The following is a 16,643-nucleotide window of genomic DNA, read 5'->3' as shown; positions in this document are numbered from 1 at the left end:
GTTATACATTTAAATAGTTCATAAACGAATCGTATCGTTCCTGCGAACCATCATCAATTTGTGTGTTATTGTAAACTTCTTTAACAAAGTAATCGTAACGTTCAAAAGAAGCCACTAAAGATGAAATTTCTGTTTTGTTTACTTTTAAGGTAATTTCAAGCCGGGTAGAATCTTCAAAAGAACTTACGTATGAGGAAAGAATCTGAGCATTATCGGCTTCAACGATTTGAGAAATGTGCGCCAATGAGTTGTTGCGGTTACTGATCTCGAGCACAATGATGCCCCCGGGCTCGTTTACTGCGTATTGCTCGGCCACCGCATCAATAAGCTTGTTGATTGAAATCAGTCCTAAATAGTTTTTCTGCTGGTCTAAAACCGGGAGTGCGGTTAAGCTGAGCTGGCTCAACAACCTGATGGCATCGTAAGTGTGCGCATCGTTTAACACAAAGGCCTGAAGCAAATTTAACGCCGCATTGCCCAGTGTTGTATTGTGATCTATAATGTTCAGCAAATCATCTTCGGATACTATGCCCACCAAAACTGCGCCATTAACTACGGGCAAGTGCTTTAATTTAAACTCGTTTAAACGATCTAAAGCCTTTTGTACCGTGTCATTGGTTTTTAGTGATGGTATAACATTCGATATGATTTCTTCAGCAAACATTATTTAAGTAAAATTCGATCTAAAAATTTTTCCAGGTAACTATTAAAAATTTCCGGGTGCTCCATCATGGGCGCATGGCCACACTTATCAACCCAGTTTAGTTCTGCATTTGGCAACAATTCGTAAAACTCTTCCGCAACTTCGGGCGGGGTAACTTTATCGTTTTTTCCCCAGATCAGCGAAACAGGGATCGTTATTTTCGATAACTCTTTGGCCATATTGTGGCGAATTGCCGATTTAGCCATCGTTAAAATTCTGATTACACGCGATCTGTCGTTCACCGTTTTAAATACGTCATCTACAAGCTCTTTCGTTGCCGTAGCGGGATCGTAAAAGGTAAATTCGACTTTTTCTTTAATGTAATCGTAGCTTTCCCTACGTGGAAAAGAGCCGCCAAAAGCATTTTCATATAAACCCGAGCTTCCGGTTAATACCAAGGCTTTAACAAACTCCTGATGGGCAACGGTAAAAACTAGACCAACATGCCCGCCGAGCGAGTTGCCAATCAGTACTACGCTATTTAATCCCTTAAATTTCAGAAAACGGTGAACATATCTGGAGAGCGCCTTAACACCGAGTGTCAAAATAGGCAATTCGTATATTGGTAAAATGGGGACTACAACATGATAGCGATCTTTAAATTGCTCAATTACCCGTTCCCAGTTGCTCAATTCGCCCATAAGGCCATGTAGCAATACCAGCGTTTCGCCTGCTCCAGCTTCTATGTATTTAAATCCGTCTTCTTCAATTATCTGGTATGTCATATATATTATAGATGGTATGGTGCACTAAGTTAGTAGAGTAAAATTAAATTTTTGCATTTATGTGCCATTTTTCTGAAATAAAATCGAAAACGGTATAAAAACGCTGTTAGCAGTTGCACAAGACAGTTTGCAGTTGGCAGTTGACAATTTGCAGTTGACAGTTTGCAGTTGCCAGTTTGCAATTAGCAAAACCCCTTGCCTAGCTTTAGTCTTTCCGCTTTAGTCTTTTAGCTTTTAGCTTTAATCTTTGCTAGAAGGGATGCCTTTGGCACAGCTTTAAGCTAATTTTTCTTTCACAAGCTCTGCAATCAGTTTACCATCGGCCTTACCGGCAAGTGCTTTATTTGCCATACCCATCACCTTGCCCATATCTTTAACCGATGTGGCACCAGATTGTTTGATAACGTCGCCAATTATCGCCGCTACCTCTTCCCTATCTAACTGTTTGGGCAAAAACCGGTTAATTACAGCAATCTCTTCTTCTTCAACCTGAAACAGGTCTTCGCGGTTTTGAGATTTGTAAATATCGGCTGACTCGCGACGCTGCTTAATCAGTTTCTGCAATATCTTTAACTCGGTTTCTTCTGTGATCTCATCAGATGATCCTTTTTCGGTTTTAGCCAGCAACAAAGCGGCCTTAATTGCTCTTAAGCCCCTTAATTGCGCATTGTCTTTAGCCAACATGGCTTTCTTAATTTCTTGATCTATTGTATTTGATATCATAACCCCGAACCCCTAAAGGGGCTTCCCTTTTAGTTTAAATTATATATGTCTATCCCCTTTTTACCCCTTTCAGGGGGTCAGGGAGTTCTATTAATTATAGTAGCTGTTGCCTGCACGGTAGGCATAATAAGCATATCGTTAATGTTTACATGTTTTGGTCTGCTCACCACATACCAGATTGCGTCGGCAATGTCGTCGGCAATTAACGGTTCGAGGTTTTCGTACACTTTTTTTGCCCGGTCTTCGTCGCCCTTGAAACGCACCACAGAAAATTCTGTTTCTACCATTCCCGGGTTAATCTCCGTAACCTTAATGCCATGAGGCAAAAGATCGATCCGCATGCCTTTGCTTAGCGCATCAACCGCATGTTTGCTTGCACAATATACATTTCCGTTGGGATAAACTTCTTTTCCCGCAATTGAACCGATGTTAACGATGTGGCCCGATTGATGTGGAATCATCCAGTTGGACACAATTTTGGTTACATACAACAGTCCCTTCACGTTGGTATCAATCATCGTGTCCCAATCATTGATATTCCCTTTGTCAATTGGATCCAAACCCTGACTCAGTCCGGCATTGTTTACCAAAACATCAACTTTTTTCCATTCTTCGGGAAGTGCTTCAAGCGCAGCAGACAAGTTTTCATTATGGCGAACATCGGCCACAATCTGCTTAATTTCTATTCCATACTTGGCCGTAAGATGATGCGCTATTTTTTCCAATCTGTCTTCGCGTCGGGCAAGCAGAACGAGTTGATAACCTTGTTGAGCAAAGATATGTGCACAAGCCTCGCCAATACCAGAGGTTGCACCTGTAATTAATGCAATTTTAGACATGTTTATGAATTTAAGTCCTTGGCGGGATGAAAGTCTAGCTTACCTTCATAATCTACCAACCTGGGCAAAGGTAAGTTTTTTTGAATTGTACGGCTATTGAAAAATCAAACTGAAGGTTAATTGACGTAATTTCAACTTATCAATCGGGTTGGCGAACGCCGTATTATCGTGTAAAAGCAGGTCGTTTGTTGAATAGGCGAGTTTTATCTCTGGCGACATTTTGAAGTACTCGAAATATAGATCGAAGCCGATGCCCGTTTCGTAGGAAAGGAAATTCCTGCGGTTTTTAACGAACTTGTTGATTGCCGATTCGCCCTCATCGAACGTTTTCTTCTTTGAGGCAATGTCGATAGAGTATTTTACACCGCCGAGCCAGTAAGCCCTGAAGTTGTTTAATCGATTCGATTTTACCTTTAAACCTACAGGAAACTCGAACATGGTGGCCTGCACTTTTTTATCTACCTGGGTTTCGAAGTTCCGAGTTTGGCCATTGCCAACGTTTAAAGGCGCCATTGGCTCATATTGGTAGCTAACCAACCTGTCGCTAAAAATTAATGATGGTGTGGTTCTAAAATCGAAGTTTTCTGCAATTCGTCTGTTAATTACAAAACCGAGGCCAAAACCTTGAGATGGGGGACTCGAAATGGCATTGATCGGACCAGTAACGGGCAACCCGCCCAGACTGGAATCGTAAGTAACGCCCAACGAGTTGGGTATTTCGTAAAAAGGCGCACGCCAGTTTTCCTTTTTTAAAATTTTATACTCGGCAGAGATGTATTGAAAATTAAACCCGAAACTCCAATCTTCGTCATCAATACCTCCGCCCCAGTTTTGGGCAAACGAAATATTGGTAACAATAAGCAGAGAAAGAATAAGGCTTATTTTTTTTATCATTTAGTACCGACGTATATTGAACTTATTCCAAACGTTAAAATTCTTTGTTTGGTACTTTTAAAACCAACTTTCTCCATTAGCGCAGTAAAATCCCTTCCATCAGGAAAGGCAGCAACCGATTCGGGCAAGTAGCTGTATGCCCGGGCATCTTTCGAAAAAAGTTTCCCAAAAAATGGCGTTACGTGCGAAAAATAAAAGTTGTATAACTGTTTTACAGGAAAAACCCTTGGCTTCGAAAACTCTAAGATCACCATTTTACCGTTCGGTTTTAAAACCCGGTACATGTCTGCCAAACCTTTCTCGAGGTTTTCGAAATTGCGTACGCCGTATGCGCAGGTTATGGCATCGAAGGTACTATCCCCAAAATGCAATCCTTCCGAATCGCCAACCTGAACGGTGAACACTTCATTCAAGCTGCGCTCGTTGATTTTTTTCTTTGCCACTTCTAGCATTCCTTCTGAAATATCGACACCAATTACCTGCTCTGGATGAAGTTTTTTTATGGCCTCAAACGCGAAATCGCCGGTGCCGGTGGCAACATCCAGCAAATGCCTCGGCTGGATAGAAACGAGCTCCTTAATCGCTTTTTTACGCCACAATACATCGATTCCGAGCGAGAGAAAATGATTTAAAAAATCGTAAGTGCCCGAAATATTGTTGAACATGGTAGCAACCTGCTCTTTTTTGGTTGTATCTTCTACCTGATATGGGGTGATATTTTGATTCATGATATACGGCAAAGATAGGGAAAAAGTCGGGAGTCTTGAGTCTTGAGTCCAGAGTCTTTAGTCATGAGTCTCTGAGTCAGGGGTCGGAAAGCCTGAAGAGAGTCCGAAGTCCTGAGTCCGAAAGTCGGGAGTTTAGGGAACAGTAAATAGTCGGGAAGTCGGGGAGTCAGAAAGTCCGAAGTCTGGGTATATAAAGAAATAGAGTCCGAAAGTCGGGAGTTTAGAGAGCAGAAAGGGAAAGAGTCGTAAAGTCGGGGGGCTTTAGTCAAGAGTCCAAAGCCGGAAAGCAGGAAGTGTCACTGACATGGATTAATTTCTAATAAATTTTAAACAGTTTCGATTAATAGCTAACTTGCTTCGCTTTTTTTAAAGGACTTCGGACTTCGGACTTCGGACTTCGGACTTCGGACTTCGGACTTCGGACTTCGGACTTCGGACTTCGGACTTCGGACTTCGGACTCAAAACCTTACCTTTGCAATATGGTTATCAAGACGGCAACTTTTGTTTGCAGCAACACCCAAATTTCGGCGTTACCGCCGCCCGTATTGCCCGAGTATGCCTTTATTGGCCGCTCTAACGTTGGCAAGTCATCGCTAATTAATATGCTGGTAAATCAACATGGATTGGCTAAAACTTCGCAACGCCCGGGTAAAACCCAGTTAATTAATCACTTTTTAATTAACGAAGGCTGGTATATTGTCGATTTGCCCGGTTACGGATACGCCAAAGTATCGAAAACAAGTAGAGAAAAATGGGAAAAATTTATCAGGGCCTATATTACCAAAAGAGAAAGCCTGCAATGTGTTTTTGTGCTGATCGACAGCCGTTTAGAGCCGCAGCAGATCGACATTGAGTTTTGCTACTGGCTGGGCGAAAAGCAAATTCCTTTCAGCTTGATTTTCACCAAAGCCGACAAACAAGGAATGACAACCACTCAAAAAAATGTGGCCGCTTTTAAAAAGAAGTTGGGCGAGTTTTTTGAGGAAATCCCTTCTACCTTTATCACGTCGGCCGAAAAAGGAAATGGTAAGGACGATGTTTTGGAATTCATTTCGGAAGTAAATAAAGATTTCGCCATGCCGACGGATTATAAAAGATTTTAGTTCAAAACAAATTACCAATAGTCAAATCACCAATAGTCAATTTGCAATTAGCAAACATTTGCAAAAGGCAAATTTTCATTATTTCGGCTCTTTACAGGGTCTGAAAATTGGTTATTGTCCCTTGATTATTAGATTTATACAGTTAACCCTGTTATTTAAAATGAAAAAATACTTTTCACTCGTATTATTCGCTCACTCGGTTTTTGCTTTGCCGTTTGCCATGATTGGATTTTTTTTAGGTGTAACCACAACCGAAAATCCTTTCTCGTGGTATAAACTCATCCTGGTTTTATTATGTATGGTTTTTGCCCGTAATTCGGCCATGGCGTTTAATCGTTATTTGGATAGAAATATCGATGCCAAAAATCCACGTACAAAAATGCGGGATATTCCGGCTGGTAAAGTTTCGGCCAACGAAGCATTAATCTTCGTCATCGCAAACTGCATCTTATTCGCAATTACCACCTACTTTATTAATCCACTTTGCTTTTATTTATCGCCGGTGGCCTTATTTGTGGTGTTGTTTTATAGCTATACAAAAAGGTTTACTGCGCTTTGCCACCTGGTTTTGGGCCTTGGACTATCGCTTGCGCCGATTGGAGCATATATTGCCGTAACCGGACATTTTGCACTTGTGCCCGTGCTTTACTCGTTAACGGTTTTGTTTTGGGTAAGCGGCTTCGATATTATTTACGCCTTACAAGATGAAGATTTTGATCGCGAAGAAAAATTACATTCCATCCCTTCGGCCCTTGGCATCAAAAATGCATTGCGGGTTTCGGTGTTGCTGCATGTGCTTTCGGCAGCCTGTGTAATTTTGCCCGTCTTTTTTACCGAATTTAGCTGGGTTTACTATTTGGGAATTGTGTTCTTCTGCTCGATGTTGATTTATCAGCACCTGCTTGTAAAACCAAACGATATCAGCAAGGTTAACCGGGCCTTTCAAACGTTAAATGGCTATGCATCTGTTGTATTTGCCATTTGCTTTTTAATTGATGCCTACATTAGAAATAAATGAGAGAATTTTGAATGATTTAATCAGAGGATGCATAATAAATGATTGAATTTTTGAATTGGAGAATTAGTATTATGCCGTATCATTCACTCACTAAATAAAAAATTATGATTATAGAAAAGAAAACCAGAACATATATTCCGCAAGATTTAAAAATTACCTGGGAAAGCTTAGAACCAATATTTACCGAACTTCAAAACCGTCCGATCACCAGTCTCGACGAATTGGAGCAGTGGTTAAAAGATCGCTCGGAGTTGGAAGCGGCCCTCGAAGAAGATTTCGCCTGGCGGTATATCAAAATGAGCTGCGACACAGCGAACGAAGAACTGGTTAAAAGCTTTCAGTACTTTGCTGAGGAAATAGAGCCGAAGATTTCGCCCCTGTCAAACGAACTGAACAAAAAATTTGTAGAAAGTAGTTTTATGGACGATTTAGACAAAGAGAAATTCTTTGTTTACAGCAGGGCAATTAAAAAGGCGCTTGAAATTTACCGCGAGGAAAACATCGACCTCTTTACGCAGCTACAGGTTAAACAACAAAAATACCAGGCCATTACGGGCGCCATGAGCGTGGAGATAAACGGTCAGGAATATACGCTTGAGCAGGCATCAATCTTTATCAAAGATTTAAACCGCGAAGTTCGCGAAAATGCATGGAGAACCATTCAGCAACGCCGTTTAATTGACAAGGATAACTTAAACATCTTGTTTGATGAGCTAATTAAGTTGCGCCATCAGGTTGCATTAAACGCTGGCTTTGAAAACTATCGCGATTACATGTTCCAGTCGCTGGGCCGTTTCGATTATACGCCACAAGATTGCTACGATTTTGCCAATGCAATAGAAAAAGAAATTGTTCCGATATTGAAAGAACAAGCCGAAAAACGTGGTGAAGCTTTAGGCCTGGCAACATTAAAGCCATGGGATTTGGAGGTGAGTATAAGTGGAAAGCCCGCTTTAAAGCCTTTTAACAACGGCGAAGAACTTATTGACAAAAGCATTGCATGTTTTAACGCAATTGACGAAAAACTGGGCATAAAACTGGCCACCATGAAGGCAAACAACCTTTTCGATGTTGAGAGCAGAAAGGGCAAGGCACCAGGCGGTTATAATTACCCATTGGCAGAAACCGGAGCACCATTTATCTTTATGAACTCGGCCAATTCGCTTCGCGATTTAACCACAATGGTTCACGAAGGCGGTCATGCCATTCACACTTTTCTTACAGCAAACCTCGAGTTGAACGACTTTAAACATTGCCCATCGGAAGTGGCGGAACTGGCCTCAATGAGCATGGAATTGATTTCTATGGATAGCTGGGATGTTTACTTCGATAATGAGGAAGATTTAATCCGTGCGAAGAAAGAACAGCTGGCCGATGTGTTGAAAACCCTGCCCTGGGTTGCTGTTATCGATCAATACCAACATTGGATTTATACCAATCCTGAGCACACCGCGGCCGACAGGGAAGAAACATTTAAACAAATTTACAACAGGTTTGGCGCCGGCTTTGCAGACTGGACAGATCTGGAGCAGCAATTCGGTAACGTTTGGCAAAAGCAATTGCATTTGTTTGAGGTGCCGTTTTACTACATTGAATATGCTATTGCGCAGCTTGGTGCAATTGCCGTGTGGAAAAATTATAAGGAAAACCCTGCCAAAGCGTTAGATCAATATTTGGAGGCACTTTCGTTAGGCTACACAAAACCTATGAACGAAATTTACGAAACCGCAGGAATTAAGTTTGATTTTAGCGCTGATTATGTGAGCGAACTGGCTCAATTTGTAAAAGACGAATTGGAGAAACTGGGTTAAGAAAGCTGAAAGACCAAAGACCAAAGCAAAAAGTTTGATGTTTTATAAAAAGTCAGGAGTGAGGAAGCCCGCAGTTTGAAAGTAGCAAAAGGCTAGAAAATCATAAAATTTTAAGCATAAATTATTTATAGCTTGTCACGTTGAGCTCAGCCTGTACTGAGCTTGCCGAACGTATCGAAACGCTTTGTACTAAGGGTCTTCGACAGGCTACCATTGACGTTTTTATGCACTTCGCTCTTTTATAAGGCTATACATGAACGGTCGTCATCCCCAGCTGGACTGGGGATCTTAATGCTAAGGCTTTAATCCCGAAGCTTCGGGACCGCCTGTTCGGGATCCGATAGCTATCGGATGACGAACGGGCGAAATAACTAAGCGATATCTTCGTTTTTGCCCTTCGTTCTCATAATTACGAACATCACCAACACAGATATCAAAATCATCACCAGATAGCTAAAACTCAAATTCTGCTCATCCTTGGCAGGAAACAGATTAACTACACCATAACTCAGAAATGAAACAATAACATACGTAATTCCGCCCGTTAAACCACCAGCAATGCCCGCATTTTTAGGAAACTTGCTTAAACAAAAAGTAAAGTAATTATTAAATGTAAAACCTGCACAAACATGAATGATAAAGGCAAAACCAATTAACGAGGCGAGGTTGGAAACAAATCTCAAACTAATTATCATCACAATTACAAAACCCATTTGGATAATTGAGTTCATCATCAACCGCCTAAAAAAAGGCTTATTTATAGTTGCTTTTCCAATAAAACCACCAACCATCCACGCAAAACCCAAAACTAAGGAGCTATAACCGGCAATAATTGGCGAATATTTCAGTTCATGTTCAATGATAAATGGGCCCGTCATGTTATAAACCATCACCATGCAATACGCCAACCCAAGCATTACAATTCCCAACGTAAAGCTTGGTGTCTTAATCATATCAATATAAATGCCCGTAATCTTTTTGAGTTGAAAATCGGTGAAATGCTTTAACGTTTCGCCGCTGAAAATAAATTCGAGCAGGGCAAAAACAAGTGCGAAGCCCGCCAGGAAGTAAAAGTTAGATTCCCAGCCAAACATAGTTTGCAGATAGCCGCCAACAAAAGGTGCAATAATCGGTCCTGTAGACCAAATGATGGAAAACAGGCTGAGGTAGTGTTTTAACTTATCGCCCGAAAAAAGATCGACGAAATACGCCCTTTTTGCCACCACAATGCCACCAACAGATAAACCATGAATGATTCGCATCAAATAAATAAGATAAATATTATGCGTTACGGCAATAACGAGACTCGCCCCGGCAAAAATGAGCAGTGCATATAAACAGATCTTGTAGCGCCCAAAACTATCGAGCAGGCTACCGACAAACAACTGAGCCACTCCATAACTGATTAAAAAAATGCTCAACGTAAGTTGCACCTGAACATTGCTCACATTCATTTTGGCCGCCATTGTTGGAAGCGATGGAATATAAATATCGGTAGCAAAGCCAGAAAGTGGAATGAGTGCGAATGCTAACACGGTGGCTATACCGAGATTTTTCTCTTTAATAGCCGTTGTTTTTATTGGTAGTGATGTCATTTTAACGATAGGAATTTAGAAGCTCCATTATCAAGGAGCTGCCTTTTTTAATAGCGCTGGCAAAAGTAGCATTTTAAAGAGTAGGCGAAATAACGAATGCTAAATAAACACAAACGGATTACATTACTATCTTTATTTTACTTTAATCTGAATTCGATAATTATTTTTGAATTCGTACGGTCGCTCCGTATGAACGGTCGTCATCGCCAGAGGTCAGTTTAAGAAAAACAAAGGAGTTAGAATGACAGTTCTTTCCAGCAATCGTCATTTCGACCGAAGCGGAGAAATCTTTGAACTCAACATCGAAAAATAGTTCAAAGATTTCTTGGTTCCGCTACCGGTGAAAAATCGGTACAAGTGTACTACAGTCGAAAATACAATCGAATCTGAGAATCTGTCAACGGTAGCTTGACTGAAATCTTAATGCATAAAAATATGTATTGCATAATCCTGTACGTACGGTACCACCAGCGCAGGAATGGCGTGGTGGTTTGAGAGGCGATGACAGTAAACTGTTCGTTGAAACAATAATTCTACTTGGTTTTTAAATTAATCCCAACAACCAACATTGGATTAAAATTTTGGTGTAATGAAATTAATATCACGGTTTAAACGTTTTTAACTGATATTTTTATAAGTTTGGTGAATACAACAAGCAACAAAAATGTTCGAAAAGCTATTTAGAAAGAAATCTATTTCCAAGATATTAAAAGATGCAGCAAGCGGATATGGCGATCATGATAACACGCTACATAAAACTTTGGGTGTACGCGACTTAACAGCTTTTGGTATTGCCGCAATAATCGGCGCTGGCATTTTCAGCACCATTGGCAAGGCAAGTGCAGACGGGGGGCCGGCAGTTATTTTTTTGTTTATTTTCACCGCCGTTGCCTGTAGCTTTGCTGCTTTTGCCTACGCAGAATTTGCTTCTATGGTTCCGGTTTCGGGCAGTGCCTACACCTACTCCTACGTGGCCTTCGGCGAATTAATTGCCTGGATAATCGGCTGGTCGCTCATTATGGAGTATTCAATCGGCAACATAACCGTGGCTATCTCCTGGTCTGACTATTTTACGGGTCTCTTATCCACCATAAAAATACCCTTTCTCGGCATCGATGGCATTCATGTGCCCGATTGGGCAACAATGGATTATTTAAGCGCCTATAACGGGCACAAGCATGCTGAAGCGTTGCTTGCAGCAGGCAAAAACCTAACCGACTTAGACTCGGCTACTGCCCTGGCCAACAATGCATGGCTTACTGCTCCCCAAATCGGTGGCTTCCACTTGGTGGCCGATCTTCCGGCGTTGGGCATTATTATCTTAATCACCTGGCTAATTTATCGCGGAATGAAAGAAAGCCGCAATGCCAGTAATGCAATGGTAGTAGTTAAATTAGCGGTTATTTTGTTGGTTTTGGCTGTCGGAATTTTCTATGTTGACACCAAAAACTGGGATCCATTTGCTCCGAACGGCGTATCGGGAATACTAAAGGGCGTATCGGCTGTATTTTTCGCCTACATCGGTTTCGATGCGATCTCTACAACCGCCGAAGAATGTAAAAACCCACAACGCGATTTGCCCCGCGGGATGATGTGGGCCATTGTTATCTGTACGATTTTATACGTGGCCATTGCCCTTGTTTTAACCGGGATTGTTAAATCGGATACTTTAGCCGTTGGCGATCCGCTGGCTTTTGTTTTTGATCAGATTGATTTGAAATTGATGAGTGGAATCATTGCTGTAAGTGCTGTTTTCGCTATGGCCAGTGTGCTTTTGGTTTTCCAAATGGGCCAGCCACGCATCTGGATGAGCATGAGTCGCGATGGTTTATTGCCCAAATCATTTTCAAAGATCCATCCAAAATATAAAACGCCTTCCTTCGCAACAATCGTTGTAGGTTTTGTGGTTGCCGTTCCATCGTTGTTTATGAACCTAACTATTGTAACCGACCTTTGTTCTATCGGAACGTTGTTTGCCTTTGTATTGGTTTGCGCTGGCGTTTTGGTACTTCAAAACCGTCCCGATGTGCAACGCGGTAAGTTTAAAATTCCGTACGTTAATAGTAAGCTCATTGTGCCTGTTGCGTTTGTTTTAGCACTTGTATTCGCCTTTACGCAGTACGGAAAAGAAACCAAAGCTTTCTTTTTCAATACGCCAAAAACCATCGAAACGGTAACCTTCGTTACTTCGTTAAGCGGCGATGAACTGAGGATTGTTAAAGAAGAAATTGTTAAAGATTCGGCACCACAAATTATACTTGCAGAAAAGGTGGATGCAGAATCGTACCTGAGCAGCCTGCCAGCCGATCGTTATGAGCAGTTTATTTCAGCTTCGAAGGTATCGATCGACAAAAAGTACGAAAGCGGTTGGAAATTGTTTCAACACAAAATTCCGATGTGGATCTTTTTGATTATCTGCGTGGTAATCTGTTATTACTGTGTAACCAAAAACCTGTCCCTGATACCTGTTTTGGGCCTGATTAGCTGCTTGTATATGATGTGCGAGCTCGGAATTTCAAACTGGATCGGTTTCGGCATCTGGTTGGTGGTAGGGCTTATTGTTTACTTTGCCTACGGCTATAGGCATAGCAAATTGGCACAGGTGCAAAGTTAATTGAAGTTAGCGTTCCATCGCTTGGAGATCCTTCACTGCCCGTCCCGATGCTAGTAAGTTAAGGATAAAATAAAAAATATTGTCATCCTGAGCATTTCGACTACGCTCAATACAGGCTCAGTCGAAGGACAGATATTTTTTATTTTATCCTATAGAAGAAGTCTTCGACTCCACTCACACTGACAGCTCATTGGCTAAACTTAAAAGCATTTTTTCGTTCGGTCAGTAAGGCGGGCGTAGGATGACAGCAGGTGTTTCCACCGACCAAACTAAAATGCCTTACTTTTTCCCAATAAACGCCAAAGCGGTAATCATCACCAGTCCCAGGCCCGAAGCAATCATATAACTATTCGCATGGTCCAGCTCATAAATTTTAGCCGCCGGACCTGCAATAAAAAGGCAAATACCTAATATTAGAATCGCAATCCTCATGCGTTAAACGGGCAATCTATTTAGTTCGATGTCGTCTGGCGTTACAAAAATCAGTGGCACTTTTTCAACATCTACATAACTGCTATCCAAGCCAAAACTTCTCTCCTCTGACAAGCTCATTTTTTTCAAAATGAAATAATAATCCATTACAGTACGCTCATAAAAGCTCAGCTTTGCAAACTTCGAGAGATGTTTCTCCAGCAGTACGAATCTGAAATCGCCTGCAATTTTATGCCTGTTTAAAGAAGGGTACTGGCTTGTAATGTCTATTTCGCCGTTTTTCACCAGTTCCTCAACCACTTTGCGGTAAAGCAGGTTTACCCGCTGTTCTACCCTGAAACCCAACCTAAAATCTACACGAATCAGTTTCCCCGGTATCAAAAATTCTACCTTGTAATCTAACGTATAAGGTTCGTCCATCACATCAACGTGAACCAGCCAATAAACATCCGCACGCTTGGGTTCTTTCTGAATAATGGAGTAAATAATTTTCGATTCAATTTCTGTCTTAAAATTGGCGCTGGTTAAATAAACCAGTTGCGAGCAATATTTTGGAACAGCCTCATCGTTGCTCAATTCGCTCAAAACAGGGTAGTAATCTTCAATTTCGACGTATTTTACAAAACGGTTTTTGATTTTGCGAGAATTGTACCAGGTCCACATTACGCTCAACAACCCACAGCCAATCAATAATGTTACCCAGCCTCCGTGTATAAATTTAAATAGGTTACCCGCTAAAAACGCCAACTCGATTGCGCCGTAAATGACAACGAAAATTATGATCAGATACTTTGGAAATTTCTTTCTGAGCATGTAAACAGCCACTAAAACCGTTGTCATTAAAAAGGTAAGGTTGATGGCGAGACCGTACGCACCCTCCATATTATCGGACTTTTTAAAGATCAAAACGATAATAATACAGCCTATACAAAGTAACCAGTTTATTGATGGAACATACAACTGCCCTTTTTGTACACTTGGGTAGTTAATTCTAACTTTCGGCCATAAATTTAAGCGAACCGCCTCTGAAATCAGCGTAAACGAACCTGAAATCATCGCTTGCGACGCGATTACCGCAGCCGCAGTAGCGAGGCCAACCATGTACAATACCATACCGGGAGGCACCAGCTCGAAGAATGGATTTACCAGGTGCGGATCATAATTTGGATTTTTTAAAACCCAGGCACCCTGCCCTAAATAATTGAATATGAGCATCAATTTCACGAAAATCCAACTGATTCTGATATTCTGCCTGCCGCAATGGCCTAAATCCGAATAGAGTGCTTCCGCTCCGGTGGTACATAGAAAAACACCCCCTAATATGGCCAATGCGCCGGGGTTGGTTACCAACAAATGAATGGCGTAGTAGGGGTTTAATGCCCTGAAAATCGATGGGTCGTGAATAATTTGTCCCAAACCCGAAACGCCCAATGCAGCAAACCACAGGAACATAATCGGGCCGAAAAGCTTCCCGACCAAATTGGTACCAAATTGTTGAATGATAAACAATAACGCTATAATAGTGAGCACAATTGGAAGGACCTGAACGGTGGGAAACTTAAGCTTTAGCCCTTCAATAGCCGATGTAACGGTGATACTTGGGGTAATCATCCCATCGGCCAAAAGCGCTGCACCGCCTATAATTGCCGGTATAACGAGCCATTTCGCTTTCTTTCTTACCAACGAATAAAGCGAGAAAATTCCGCCCTCACCTTTGTTATCAGCACGCAACGTAATCATTACGTATTTTATCGTCGTTTGAAGGGTAAGCGTCCAAATAACACACGATAATGCTCCCAAAACCAGATCCGGATTGATGTACGAACCACCTCCCCCGCCTTTTTCCGCTATTTCTTTTGCAGTTTTAAAAATTGCTTTTAAGGTGTATAAAGGTGAAGTACCGATATCGCCGAAAACAATCCCCAAACTAACCAGTACTCCTCCGGCCGTTAGGGCGTTGACATTTTTATGATTTGACACGTCGTTATTATTTATGCGGCAAATGTAAAAAACTCTAACAAATTAACAACCAAATTATTGTGTATTTTCACACTTTGCAAAAACAAAAATTATTGTTAAATTGTGTTAAAATATGGCTTTTAAACAAAATGTTTAATTTCTTTGTTATAAATTAATACATTTGCTTTACCAATTTGATGAAACTCTACAAAAGAATAACGTTGCTCACCAAACTACTATACATTATGTGTATGGTTTTGTTGTGCAGCGCAAATTCTTGGGCTCAACAAACTGATAGCATTCACATTAGCTTAAAAAACAGAAGCAAAAAGATCAGCCGAATTCCTGAAATCAAAGCAAACATTCAGCCTTATCGGCCACTTTACATGTCTATCGGCGGAGCCGGGATGTTTAATACCTATTCATCTGCCAGTAAAGGCAATACCGTTGCGGCGGCTAAAGACAAATTGCTCACTATTGTAAAAATTTATCCAAACCCGGTTGAAGACCAATTGAACGTAATCTTGTCCATTGGTAAAGATAATGTACAAACCACAATAAAAATTATCGATTTACTGGGCAATGAAGTGGTTACCTTGCTCAATGAAAGGCTGAATGCCGGCGAACAAACCAAAACCTTCACCATGCCGAGCAGGGTAAACCCGGGTATTTACTTTTTAAGGGTAATGGCCGGCCCTGAAAGCCAGGTAAAGCGAATCTCGGTTTTATAACATCAATTTCTTTTTTATTTTTGAAACGGTATGGACACGTTGGTTAACTGTTGCATACTGCCAAGGTAATTGTAAGCCTGTTTAAAATGGTTAACCATTGCATTCAATTACCCATCGGTAATTAGCCGATTAAACAATTAACCCATATTTAAATGAAAATCATCGCCATAGGCCGCAACTACGCCGAACACGCCAAGGAACTGAACAATCCCGTTCCGACAACGCCTGTAATTTTTATGAAGCCCGACACGGCTTTACTAAAAGACAACAAACCTTTTTATCTGCCCGATTTCTCGAGCGAAATCCATTACGAACTGGAAGTGGTTTTAAAAGTTTGCAAAGAAGGTAAGCACATTGCGGAGAAATTTGCATCGAATTATTTTGATGAAGTTGGCCTCGGAATAGATTTCACCGCCCGTGATATTCAAGGCAAACACAAAGAAAAAGGACTTCCGTGGGAGCTTGCCAAGGCTTTCGATCACTCGGCGCCGATAAGCATCTTTTTGCCGAAAAACGATTTCGAGAATCTTTACGACTTAAACTTCGAGCTAAAAATAAATGGCGAAACTCGCCAGCAAGGGCACACTAAAAATTTGTTGTTCTCGTTCGAGAAAATAATAAGCTTCGTTTCTCAATACATTACCTTAAAAAAAGGCGATCTCATTTTCACCGGAACACCGGAAGGGGTTGGAAAAATAAATCAGGGCGATAAGCTCGAAGCATCGCTTGAGGGAAGACAGCTGTTAAATTTTGAAGTAAAATAACGA

General features: G+C 41.3%; 14 protein-coding genes. 6 read left to right on the top strand and 8 right to left on the bottom strand.

Translation table 11 applies throughout. The annotated features are described in order from the left end of the window. Position 1 precedes the first annotated feature (1 nt). The 6 genes from IZT61_RS19670 to ubiE form a co-directional block, all read right to left on the bottom strand. On the bottom strand, positions 2-664 hold the full coding sequence (locus IZT61_RS19670; RefSeq protein WP_196098709.1) for a CBS domain-containing protein: 663 nt from the start codon (positions 662-664) through the stop codon (positions 2-4). Continuing rightward, entirely contained in the window at positions 664-1,428 is a 765-nt protein-coding gene (locus tag IZT61_RS19665) for an alpha/beta fold hydrolase (RefSeq protein ID WP_196098708.1), read from the bottom strand. The genes IZT61_RS19670 and IZT61_RS19665 overlap by 1 nt, the downstream gene beginning before the upstream one ends. Positions 1,429-1,704: 276 nt before the next feature. After that, complete coding sequence (locus IZT61_RS19660) at positions 1,705-2,151, bottom strand: GatB/YqeY domain-containing protein (protein WP_196098707.1); 447 nt, start codon at positions 2,149-2,151, stop codon at positions 1,705-1,707. A gap of 77 nt (positions 2,152-2,228) precedes the next feature. Further along, entirely contained in the window at positions 2,229-2,990 is a 762-nt protein-coding gene (locus IZT61_RS19655) for an SDR family oxidoreductase (RefSeq protein ID WP_196098706.1), read from the bottom strand. A 93-nt stretch (positions 2,991-3,083) separates the two neighbouring features. Beyond that, positions 3,084-3,884 (bottom strand): type IX secretion/gliding motility protein PorT/SprT, encoded by an 801-nt coding sequence (porT, locus tag IZT61_RS19650; RefSeq protein ID WP_196098705.1) that lies wholly within the window; start codon positions 3,882-3,884, stop codon positions 3,084-3,086. Continuing rightward, positions 3,881-4,612, bottom strand: coding sequence for a bifunctional demethylmenaquinone methyltransferase/2-methoxy-6-polyprenyl-1,4-benzoquinol methylase UbiE (gene ubiE, locus IZT61_RS19645; RefSeq protein ID WP_196098704.1), 732 nt, complete (start codon positions 4,610-4,612; stop codon positions 3,881-3,883). Before ubiE ends, porT begins: the two co-directional genes overlap by 4 nt. Before the next feature lie 480 nt (positions 4,613-5,092). On the opposite strand from ubiE, the gene yihA reads away from it, so the two are divergent. The 3 genes from yihA (at position 5,093) to IZT61_RS19630 (ending at position 8,545) form a co-directional block, all read left to right on the top strand. Next, positions 5,093-5,716, top strand: a complete 624-nt coding sequence (gene yihA, locus IZT61_RS19640) for a ribosome biogenesis GTP-binding protein YihA/YsxC (RefSeq protein WP_196098703.1) — start codon at positions 5,093-5,095, stop codon at positions 5,714-5,716. A gap of 160 nt (positions 5,717-5,876) precedes the next feature. Then, a complete protein-coding gene (locus tag IZT61_RS19635; protein WP_196098702.1) occupies positions 5,877-6,734 on the top strand; it encodes a UbiA-like polyprenyltransferase in 858 nt (285 codons plus the stop codon). 104 nt (positions 6,735-6,838) lie between these two features. After that, entirely contained in the window at positions 6,839-8,545 is a 1,707-nt protein-coding gene (locus IZT61_RS19630) for a M3 family oligoendopeptidase (RefSeq protein WP_196098701.1), read from the top strand. Positions 8,546-8,916: 371 nt separating this feature from the next. Here IZT61_RS19630 and IZT61_RS19625 read toward each other — a convergent pair whose 3' ends face one another. Continuing rightward, complete coding sequence (locus IZT61_RS19625) at positions 8,917-10,140, bottom strand: MFS transporter (RefSeq protein ID WP_196098700.1); 1,224 nt, start codon at positions 10,138-10,140, stop codon at positions 8,917-8,919. Between the two features lie 664 nt (positions 10,141-10,804). On the opposite strand from IZT61_RS19625, the gene IZT61_RS19620 reads away from it, so the two are divergent. After that, a complete protein-coding gene (locus IZT61_RS19620) occupies positions 10,805-12,754 on the top strand; it encodes an amino acid permease (RefSeq protein ID WP_196098699.1) in 1,950 nt (649 codons plus the stop codon). A 435-nt stretch (positions 12,755-13,189) separates the two neighbouring features. On the opposite strand, the gene IZT61_RS19615 is transcribed toward IZT61_RS19620, so the two are convergent. Beyond that, positions 13,190-15,166: a KUP/HAK/KT family potassium transporter gene (locus IZT61_RS19615; RefSeq protein WP_196098698.1), complete on the bottom strand. Its 1,977-nt coding sequence runs from the start codon at positions 15,164-15,166 to the stop codon at positions 13,190-13,192. Positions 15,167-15,342: 176 nt separating this feature from the next. On the opposite strand from IZT61_RS19615, the gene IZT61_RS19610 reads away from it, so the two are divergent. Further along, positions 15,343-15,876: a T9SS type A sorting domain-containing protein gene (locus IZT61_RS19610; RefSeq protein WP_230383774.1), complete on the top strand. Its 534-nt coding sequence runs from the start codon at positions 15,343-15,345 to the stop codon at positions 15,874-15,876. A gap of 152 nt (positions 15,877-16,028) precedes the next feature. Beyond that, positions 16,029-16,640 carry a fumarylacetoacetate hydrolase family protein gene (locus IZT61_RS19605; protein ID WP_196098697.1) on the top strand — a complete coding sequence of 204 codons (612 nt, stop codon included), beginning with the start codon at positions 16,029-16,031 and terminating at the stop codon, positions 16,638-16,640. The last annotated feature ends 3 nt before the right edge of the window (positions 16,641-16,643 follow it).

This window comes from Pedobacter endophyticus (assembly GCF_015679185.1).
Taxonomy (GTDB): Bacteria; Bacteroidota; Bacteroidia; order Sphingobacteriales; family Sphingobacteriaceae; genus Pedobacter; species Pedobacter endophyticus.
The sequence above is the reverse complement of the archived record's forward strand: the minus strand, read 5'-3'. Positions and strand labels throughout refer to the sequence as shown.

What these genes read in the sequence shown, in the direction of transcription:
- IZT61_RS19670 (WP_196098709.1), bottom strand. Translation starts at nt 664, where the DNA reads ATGTTTGCTGAAGAAATCATATCGAATGTTATACCATCACTAAAAACC.
- IZT61_RS19665 (WP_196098708.1), bottom strand. Translation starts at nt 1,428, where the DNA reads ATGACATACCAGATAATTGAAGAAGACGGATTTAAATACATAGAAGCT.
- IZT61_RS19660 (WP_196098707.1), bottom strand. Translation starts at nt 2,151, where the DNA reads ATGATATCAAATACAATAGATCAAGAAATTAAGAAAGCCATGTTGGCT.
- IZT61_RS19655 (WP_196098706.1), bottom strand. Translation starts at nt 2,990, where the DNA reads ATGTCTAAAATTGCATTAATTACAGGTGCAACCTCTGGTATTGGCGAG.
- porT (WP_196098705.1), bottom strand. Translation starts at nt 3,884, where the DNA reads ATGATAAAAAAAATAAGCCTTATTCTTTCTCTGCTTATTGTTACCAAT.
- ubiE (WP_196098704.1), bottom strand. Translation starts at nt 4,612, where the DNA reads ATGAATCAAAATATCACCCCATATCAGGTAGAAGATACAACCAAAAAA.
- yihA (WP_196098703.1), top strand. Translation starts at nt 5,093, where the DNA reads ATGGTTATCAAGACGGCAACTTTTGTTTGCAGCAACACCCAAATTTCG.
- IZT61_RS19635 (WP_196098702.1), top strand. Translation starts at nt 5,877, where the DNA reads ATGAAAAAATACTTTTCACTCGTATTATTCGCTCACTCGGTTTTTGCT.
- IZT61_RS19630 (WP_196098701.1), top strand. Translation starts at nt 6,839, where the DNA reads ATGATTATAGAAAAGAAAACCAGAACATATATTCCGCAAGATTTAAAA.
- IZT61_RS19625 (WP_196098700.1), bottom strand. Translation starts at nt 10,140, where the DNA reads ATGACATCACTACCAATAAAAACAACGGCTATTAAAGAGAAAAATCTC.
- IZT61_RS19620 (WP_196098699.1), top strand. Translation starts at nt 10,805, where the DNA reads ATGTTCGAAAAGCTATTTAGAAAGAAATCTATTTCCAAGATATTAAAA.
- IZT61_RS19610 (WP_230383774.1), top strand. Translation starts at nt 15,343, where the DNA reads ATGAAACTCTACAAAAGAATAACGTTGCTCACCAAACTACTATACATT.
- IZT61_RS19605 (WP_196098697.1), top strand. Translation starts at nt 16,029, where the DNA reads ATGAAAATCATCGCCATAGGCCGCAACTACGCCGAACACGCCAAGGAA.